The 6,819-nt window shown below is 72.4% G+C and carries 6 protein-coding genes and 2 rRNA genes; 6 read left to right on the top strand and 2 right to left on the bottom strand.

The window, feature by feature from the left end; genetic code table 11:
- From ACZ34W_RS02985 to ACZ34W_RS02960, 6 genes are all read left to right on the top strand, one after another.
- Nucleotides 1-93 (top strand): 23S ribosomal RNA (locus ACZ34W_RS02985); the annotation flags it as partial.
- A gap of 85 nt (nucleotides 94-178) precedes the next feature.
- Nucleotides 179-295, top strand: a 5S ribosomal RNA gene (rrf, locus tag ACZ34W_RS02980).
- 337 nt (nucleotides 296-632) lie between these two features.
- Entirely contained in the window at nucleotides 633-3,317 is a 2,685-nt protein-coding gene (locus tag ACZ34W_RS02975) for a DUF4118 domain-containing protein (RefSeq protein ID WP_465601115.1), read from the top strand.
- A 38-nt stretch (nucleotides 3,318-3,355) separates the two neighbouring features.
- Nucleotides 3,356-4,036, top strand: a complete 681-nt coding sequence (locus tag ACZ34W_RS02970) for a response regulator (RefSeq protein ID WP_329487688.1) — start codon at nucleotides 3,356-3,358, stop codon at nucleotides 4,034-4,036.
- 74 nt (nucleotides 4,037-4,110) lie between these two features.
- On the top strand, nucleotides 4,111-4,518 hold the full coding sequence (locus ACZ34W_RS02965; protein WP_465601111.1) for an OB-fold nucleic acid binding domain-containing protein: 408 nt from the start codon (nucleotides 4,111-4,113) through the stop codon (nucleotides 4,516-4,518).
- Nucleotides 4,519-4,520: 2 nt separating this feature from the next.
- Nucleotides 4,521-5,285: a DUF3159 domain-containing protein gene (locus ACZ34W_RS02960; protein ID WP_329487686.1), complete on the top strand. Its 765-nt coding sequence runs from the start codon at nucleotides 4,521-4,523 to the stop codon at nucleotides 5,283-5,285.
- A gap of 108 nt (nucleotides 5,286-5,393) precedes the next feature.
- On the opposite strand, the gene ACZ34W_RS02955 is transcribed toward ACZ34W_RS02960, so the two are convergent.
- Together ACZ34W_RS02955 and ACZ34W_RS02950 are read right to left on the bottom strand one after the other, a co-directional pair.
- The gene (locus tag ACZ34W_RS02955) at nucleotides 5,394-6,065 is read right to left on the bottom strand and encodes a potassium channel family protein (RefSeq protein WP_329487685.1); all 672 of its coding nucleotides are present in this window, start codon (nucleotides 6,063-6,065) and stop codon (nucleotides 5,394-5,396) included.
- A complete protein-coding gene (locus ACZ34W_RS02950) occupies nucleotides 6,065-6,733 on the bottom strand; it encodes a potassium channel family protein (protein WP_329487684.1) in 669 nt (222 codons plus the stop codon). Before ACZ34W_RS02950 ends, ACZ34W_RS02955 begins: the two co-directional genes overlap by 1 nt.
- Between the last annotated feature and the right edge of the window lie 86 nt (nucleotides 6,734-6,819).

Genomic DNA, 6,819 nt, shown 5'->3' with positions numbered 1-6,819 from the left:
GGCTCCCAGTAGACGACTGGGTTGATAGGCCGGATATGGAAGCCTCGTAAGGGGTGGAGTTGACCGGTACTAATAGGCCGAGGGCTTGTCCTCAGTTGCTCGCGTCCACTGTGTTGTTCTGAAACAACGACCCCCATGACATGGCCTGTCGTGGGTGCGGTTGATAGTTTCATAGTGTTTCGGTGGTCATAGCGTGAGGGAAACGCCCGGTTACATTCCGAACCCGGAAGCTAAGCCTCACAGCGCCGATGGTACTGCAGGGGGGACCCTGTGGGAGAGTAGGACGCCGCCGAACAATCATTGTGAAGAACCCCCCGATCCTTACGGATCGGGGGGTTCTTTGCGTTTCCGGACAAGGCGATCCCGGTCAGCCCGAAGAGGCCCGAAGAGGCTGGGAAAGACCCGAAGAGGCCCTGAGAGGCCCGTAGACCACCGTGCGGCCGAGGGCACGCGGGGCCGTGGGGCGGCCGGCGGTGCCCCGGCCAGGCCGTTCCCGCCGTCAAAATGCCGCTAAAACTGCCTGATCAGCGGCCGGATCGCTGGAGAATCGCAGGCCACGCCGTAGTCTCCAAGGTGAGGGGAACACGTGTCCGGGGTGGTCCCCGGTACCGGCCGGATCAAGAATGGTGCACATGGGACGCGGCAGGCTGCGGATCTACCTCGGAGCGGCGCCCGGGGTCGGCAAGACGTACGCCATGCTCTCCGAGGCGCACCGGCGGCGGGAGCGCGGCACGGACGTGGTGGTCGGCTTCGTCGAGGACCACGGGCGACGGCACACCGCGGAGCTCGTGGACGGCCTGGAGGTCGTCCCGCGCCGCGAGCTGGACCACCGGGGCGCCGCGTTCACCGAGATGGACCTGGACGCCGTACTGGCCCGCCGTCCGCAGGTGGTGCTCGTCGACGAACTCGCGCACACCAATGTGCCGGGCTCCCGCACCGCCAAGCGGTGGCAGGACGTCGAGGAGCTGCTGGCGGCCGGCATCGACGTCATATCGGCCGTGAACATCCAGCACCTGGAGTCCCTGGGCGACGTCGTCGAGGGGATCACCGGGGTCCGGCAGCGGGAGACCGTGCCGGACGAGGTGGTGCGGCGGGCCGACCAGCTCGAACTGGTCGACATGTCGCCCCAGGCCCTGCGCCGGCGGCTTGCCCACGGCAACGTCTACGCGCCGGAGAAGGTCGACGCGGCCCTCGCCAACTACTTCCGCCCCGGGAACCTGACCGCACTGCGCGAACTGGCCCTGCTCTGGACGGCCGACCGGGTCGACGAGTACCTCCAGAAGTACCGGGCCGAGCAGGGCATCAAGGGCACCTGGCAGGCGCGCGAGCGGATCGTGGTCGGCCTGACCGGTGGGCCGGAGGGGGCGACCCTGATCCGCCGGGCGGCCCGGATCGCGGCCCGCGGCTCCGGCGGCGAACTGCTCGCCGTCCACATCTCCCGCTCGGACGGACTGGCCGGCTCGGGATCCGGCTCCTCCCAGACGCTGATCGAGCAGCGGGCGCTGGTGGAGAACCTCGGCGGCAGCTTCCACGCGGTGCTCGCCGACGACCCCGCCGCCGGGCTGCTGGACTTCGCCCGCGGGGTGAACGCCACCCAGATCGTGCTGGGCACCAGCCGCCGGCCCGCCTGGCAGTACCTCTACGGCCCCGGCGTGGGCACCACGGTGACCAGGGCCTCCGGCGACATCGACGTGCACATCGTTACGCACGAGCAGGCCGCCAAGGGCCTGGGCCGGGTCCCGATCCGCCGGGTCACCGACCTCGGCCGGTCGCGGACCGTCGCGGGCTGGCTGATCGGCCTGGGCGGCCCGCCGCTGCTGGCCCTGCTGCTGACCCACGTCGACGGCCTCGGGCTCTCCACCGACATGCTGCTGTTCCTGTCCCTGACGGTCTGCGCGGCGCTGGTCGGCGGTCTCTTCCCGGCGATCGGCGCGGCGCTGGTCGGATCCTCGGCGCTGAACTACTACTTCGCCCCGCCGATCCACACCTTCACCATCGACGAGCCGCAGAACATCATGGCGGTGGCGATCTTCACCGCCGTCGGCATCGCCGTCGCGTCCGTGGTGGACCTCGCGGCCCGGCGGACCCACCAGGCGGCCCGCAGCCAGACCGAGGCACAGACGCTCAGCGCGCTGGCCGGCACGGTGCTGCGGGGCGCGCCGAGCGGGGACGGCGTCCTGACCGCGCTGCTGGAGCAGGTCCGGGAGACGTTCCAGCAGGACGCCGCCGCGTTGCTGGAGCGTCCCGATCCGCTCGGGCCGTGGCAGTCGGTCGCCGCAGCCGGTCCGCGGCCGCCGCTGCGACCGGAGACCGCCGACGTGGACGTCCCGGTCGGCGACACGCTGGCGCTGGTGCTGCGCGGCCGGGTGCTGCCCGCCGAGGACCGCCGGCTGCTCGGCGCCTTCGCCGCCCAGGCGGCCGTGCTGCTGGAACGGCGCCGGCTGGCGGGGGAGGCCGTCGCGGCCCGGCGGGAGGCCGAGGGCAACCGGATCCGCACGGCGCTGCTCGCCGCCGTCTCGCACGACCTGCGGACCCCGCTGGCGGGCATCAAGGCCTCGGTCAGCTCGCTCCGCTCGGCGGACGTCGAGTGGGACGAGGCGGACGAGGCGGAGCTGCTGGAGGGGATCGAGGCGGGCGCCGACCGGCTCGACCACCTGATCAACAACCTGCTCGACATGAGCCGGCTGCAGACCGGCACCGTCACGCCGCTGATCCAGGAGACCGACCTGGACGAGGTGGTGCCCTTCGCCCTCGGCGGCGTGCCGCCGGAGGCCGTCCGGCTGGACGTCCCCGAGACGCTGCCGATGGTCCGGGCCGACGGCGGGCTGCTGGAGCGCTCGCTGGCCAACCTGGTCGAGAACGCCGTCAAGTACAGCCCGGCGGGCGTGAAGGTGCTGGTCAAGGCCGATGCCCTGCACCCGGTGGGCGGCCGGGGCCGGGTCGAGCTGCGGATCGTCGACCGGGGGCCAGGGGTGCCCGAGGACGCCAAGGAACGGATCTTCGCGCCGTTCCAGCGGTACGGGGACGCGCCGCGCGGGGCCGGGGTGGGCCTCGGGCTCGCGGTGGCGCGCGGCTTCGTCGAGGCGATGGACGGGACGGTCACCGCCGAGGACACCCCCGGCGGCGGTCTCACCATGGTCGTCACCCTGCCGGCCGTGGACCGGCCGCCGGAGCCGGCGGAGCGGGCCGACCCGGTCGAGCGGGCCGGCCGGGACGGGCCGGCCGAGCAGGCCGGGGCGCCCGAACGAGCCGAGCGCCCCGGGCCGTCCGGGCACCCCGCGACGGCCGGGCCGGCCGACCGCCCGTCCCCCCTATGACCACCACCCTTCCGACTGCTGTGAAAGGCGGAGCCCGTATGACCCGGGTCCTCGTCGTGGACGACGAACCGCAGATCGTCCGCGCGCTGGTGATCAACCTCAAGGCCCGCAAGTACGAGGTCGACGCGGCCCACGACGGGGCGGGCGCCCTGGAGCTGGCCGCCGCCCGCCACCCCGACGTGGTGGTCCTCGACCTCGGCCTGCCCGACATGGACGGCGTCGAGGTGATCAAGGGCCTGCGCGGCTGGACCAGGGTGCCGATCATCGTGCTCTCGGCCCGGCACGCCTCAGACGAGAAGGTCGAGGCGCTCGACGCGGGCGCCGACGACTACGTCACCAAGCCCTTCGGCATGGACGAGCTGCTCGCCCGGATGCGCGCCGCCGTCCGCCGGGCCGAGCCGGTGGCCGGTGAGGACGACTCGCTGGTGGTCACCGAGAGCTTCACCGTCGACCTGGCGGCGAAGAAGGTCAACCGGGACGGCGCCGACATCCGCCTGACCCCCACCGAGTGGCACCTGCTGGAGGTGCTGGTCCGCAACGCCGGCCGGCTGGTCAGCCAGACCCAGCTGCTCCAGGAGGTCTGGGGCCCGGCGTACCGGACCGAGACCAACTACCTGCGGGTCTACCTCGCCCAGCTGCGTCGCAAGCTGGAGCGGGACCCTTCGCACCCGCGCCACTTCATCACCGAGCCGGGCATGGGCTACCGCTTCGAGGGCTGACCCCGAGGGCGCCCGGCCCCCCGGCCTCCGCCGCGGCCTGCCGCCACGGCTCCCAAAACCGGTACCCTTCCGACATGAGTGGTGACAACAGCAGCGACCAGCCGCAGGGCCGCTTCCGCCGCATGCTCAGCCGGCTGACCTCCTCCACGGCGGAGCTCCAGGCGGAGGAGCTGCGCCAGGAGATCGCGGCGGAGTCGGGCTGCACCCCGATCGCCAGTTGCGGGGACCGTCAACTGGTCACCGTCGCCGGCACCCTGCGAACGGTGACCCTCCGCCCGCGGGCCGGTGTGCCCGCGCTGGAGGCCGAGCTCTTCGACGGCACCGAGGCGCTGGACGTGGTCTGGCTCGGCCGGCGCTCCATCGCCGGCATAGAGCCCGGCCGCCGCCTGGTGGCCAGCGGCCGGATCGGCCACGCACGCGGGCGCCGCGTGCTGTTCAACCCCCGCTACGAACTGCGTCCGGTCGGACACGGGAGCGAATGAGCGTGAGCAACCACTCCGGCGGCGAGCCCGCCGCCCAGCTCGACCTGGTCGAGGCGGCTCCCGGCGAGGAGGAGGCCAGGCAGGCCGCCTCCCGCGAGGCGGCCTCCCGTGAGGCCGCCGACACCGTGATGCAGGCCTTCGGCGGTGTCCGCGGCATGGTCGACATGACGCTGCCCGGCCTGGTCTTCATCGTCACGTACAACATCACCCACCAGGTCCCCGCGGCCGCCTGGGCCGCGCTCGGCCTGAGCGGCCTGTTCGTGGTGGCGCGGCTGGCCCGGCGGGAGACCGTCCAGCACGCCTTCAGCGGTGTCTTCGGGGTCGCCATCGGCGCCTGGATCTCCATGAAGACCGGCAAGGCGGAGAACTTCTACCTGCCCGGTCTGCTCTGGAGCGTCGGCTACTGCATCGGCCTGGCCGTCTCGGCACTGGTCCGCTGGCCGATGATCGGGCTGATGCTCGGCCCGATCACCGGCGAGATGTTCACCTGGCGCAAGCAGAACCCGGGCCGGCTCGCGGCCTACACCAAGGCCACCTGGGCCTGGGTGGTGATCATGGGCATCAAGCCGGTGATCCTCTTCCCGCTGTACTTCACCCACAACGTCAACCTGCTCGGCTGGCTGAAGGTCGCCCTGGGCATCCCGCCGATGCTGCTGGCGATGTACGTCACCTGGCAGATCCTGCTGAAGGCGCCGCCGCCCATCAAGGCGCAGCTGGACGAGGAGCCGGCCGGGGACGGGGCCGAGGCGCCGCCGGGCGACCGGTAGCGGCGGCGGGAGCCCGCCGCCGGGACAACGGCAGCGGGGCCCGCACTCGGATCCGAGTGCGGGCCCCGCTGCCGTGTCAGCCGTGGCGTCCGTCGTCGGCCGGAGCCGCTACTGCGCGCCGGAGGTCGCGGAGAGCAGATCCTCCAGCTCCTCCTCGCGCTCCTGGGCGGCCACGAAGAGCAGCTCGTCGCCGCCCTCCAGGGTGTCGTCCTTGCCCGGGGTGAGGACCCGGCCCTCGCGGATGATGGTGACCAGCGAGGTGTCCGGCGGCCAGGCCACGTCGCCGACACGGGTGCCGACCAGCTCGGTGTCCTCCGCCAGGGTCAGCTCGACCAGGTTGGCGTTGCCCTGGCTGAAGCGCATCAGCCGGACCAGGTCGCCGACGCTGACCGCCTCCTCGACCAGGGCGGACATCAGGCGCGGGGTGGAGACGGCGACGTCCACGCCCCAGGACTCGTTGAAGAGCCACTCGTTCTTGGGGTTGTTCACCCGGGCGACCACCCGCGGCACGCCGTACTCGGTCTTGGCGAGCAGCGAGACGACCAGGTTGACCTTGTCGTCACCGGTGGCGGCGATCACCACGTGGCAGCGCTGCAGCGCCGCCTCGTCCAGCGAGGTGATCTCGCAGGCGTCGGCCAGCAGCCACTCCGCCATGGGCACCCGCTCCACCGAGATGGAGTTCGGGTTCTTGTCGATCAGCAGGACCTCGTGGCCGTTCTCCAGCAGCTCGCTCGCGATCGAGCGGCCGACGGCACCGGCCCCGGCAATGGCGACGCGCATCAGTGACCCTCTTCCTTCGGCCCCTGGGCGAACGCGGCCTCGACGGCCGGCAGGTCGGCCCGGCGCGCCATGACGTGCACCAGGTCGCCCTCCTGCACCACCATCTGCGGCGTGGGCAGCACGCCCTCGCCGAGCCGGGTGACGAACGCCACCCGGGTGCCGGAGGCCTCCTCCAGCCCGCTGATCCGGTGGCCGACCCAGTGCGGGTCGTAGGCGACCTCGGCGAGCTGCACGGTGCCGCTCGGGTCCTGCCAGAGCGGCTCGGCGCCGCTCGGCAGCAGCCGGCGCAGCATCTGGTCGGCCGTCCAGCGGACGGTGGCCACCGTCGGGATGCCCAGGCGCTGGTAGACCTCGGCGCGCCGGGGGTCGTAGATCCGGGCCGCGACGTTCTCCACGCCGAAGTTCTCCCGGGCCACCCGGGCCGCGATGATGTTGGAGTTGTCACCGCTGGAGACGGCGGCGAACGCGCCGGCCTCCTCGATGCCCGCCTCCTTCAGGGTGTCCTGGTCGAAGCCGACGCCGGTGACCCGCCGACCGTTGAACCCGGCGCCGAGGCGGCGGAACGCGGTCGGGTCCTGGTCGACCACGGCGACCGAGTGCCCCTGTTTCTCGAGTGCTCTGGCGAGGGCGGACCCCACGCGGCCGCAGCCCATGATGACGATGTGCACCGGCGCTACCTCACCCGTCCCGTTGGGTTCTTGACCTGCGCAAACACCGTTCGTCTTCCTTTCCCGCCCGGTCGCCCGGGGCGAGC

Source organism: Kitasatospora sp. NPDC022856 (assembly GCF_055561235.1).
This window is presented reverse-complemented; position numbering and strand designations above follow the sequence as displayed.

Excerpts from the sequence above, each read along its gene's own strand:
- ACZ34W_RS02975 (WP_465601115.1), top strand. The coding sequence starts at position 633 with ATGGGACGCGGCAGGCTGCGGATCTACCTCGGAGCGGCGCCCGGGGTC.
- ACZ34W_RS02970 (WP_329487688.1), top strand. The coding sequence starts at position 3,356 with ATGACCCGGGTCCTCGTCGTGGACGACGAACCGCAGATCGTCCGCGCG.
- ACZ34W_RS02965 (WP_465601111.1), top strand. The coding sequence starts at position 4,111 with ATGAGTGGTGACAACAGCAGCGACCAGCCGCAGGGCCGCTTCCGCCGC.
- ACZ34W_RS02955 (WP_329487685.1), bottom strand. The coding sequence starts at position 6,065 with ATGCGCGTCGCCATTGCCGGGGCCGGTGCCGTCGGCCGCTCGATCGCG.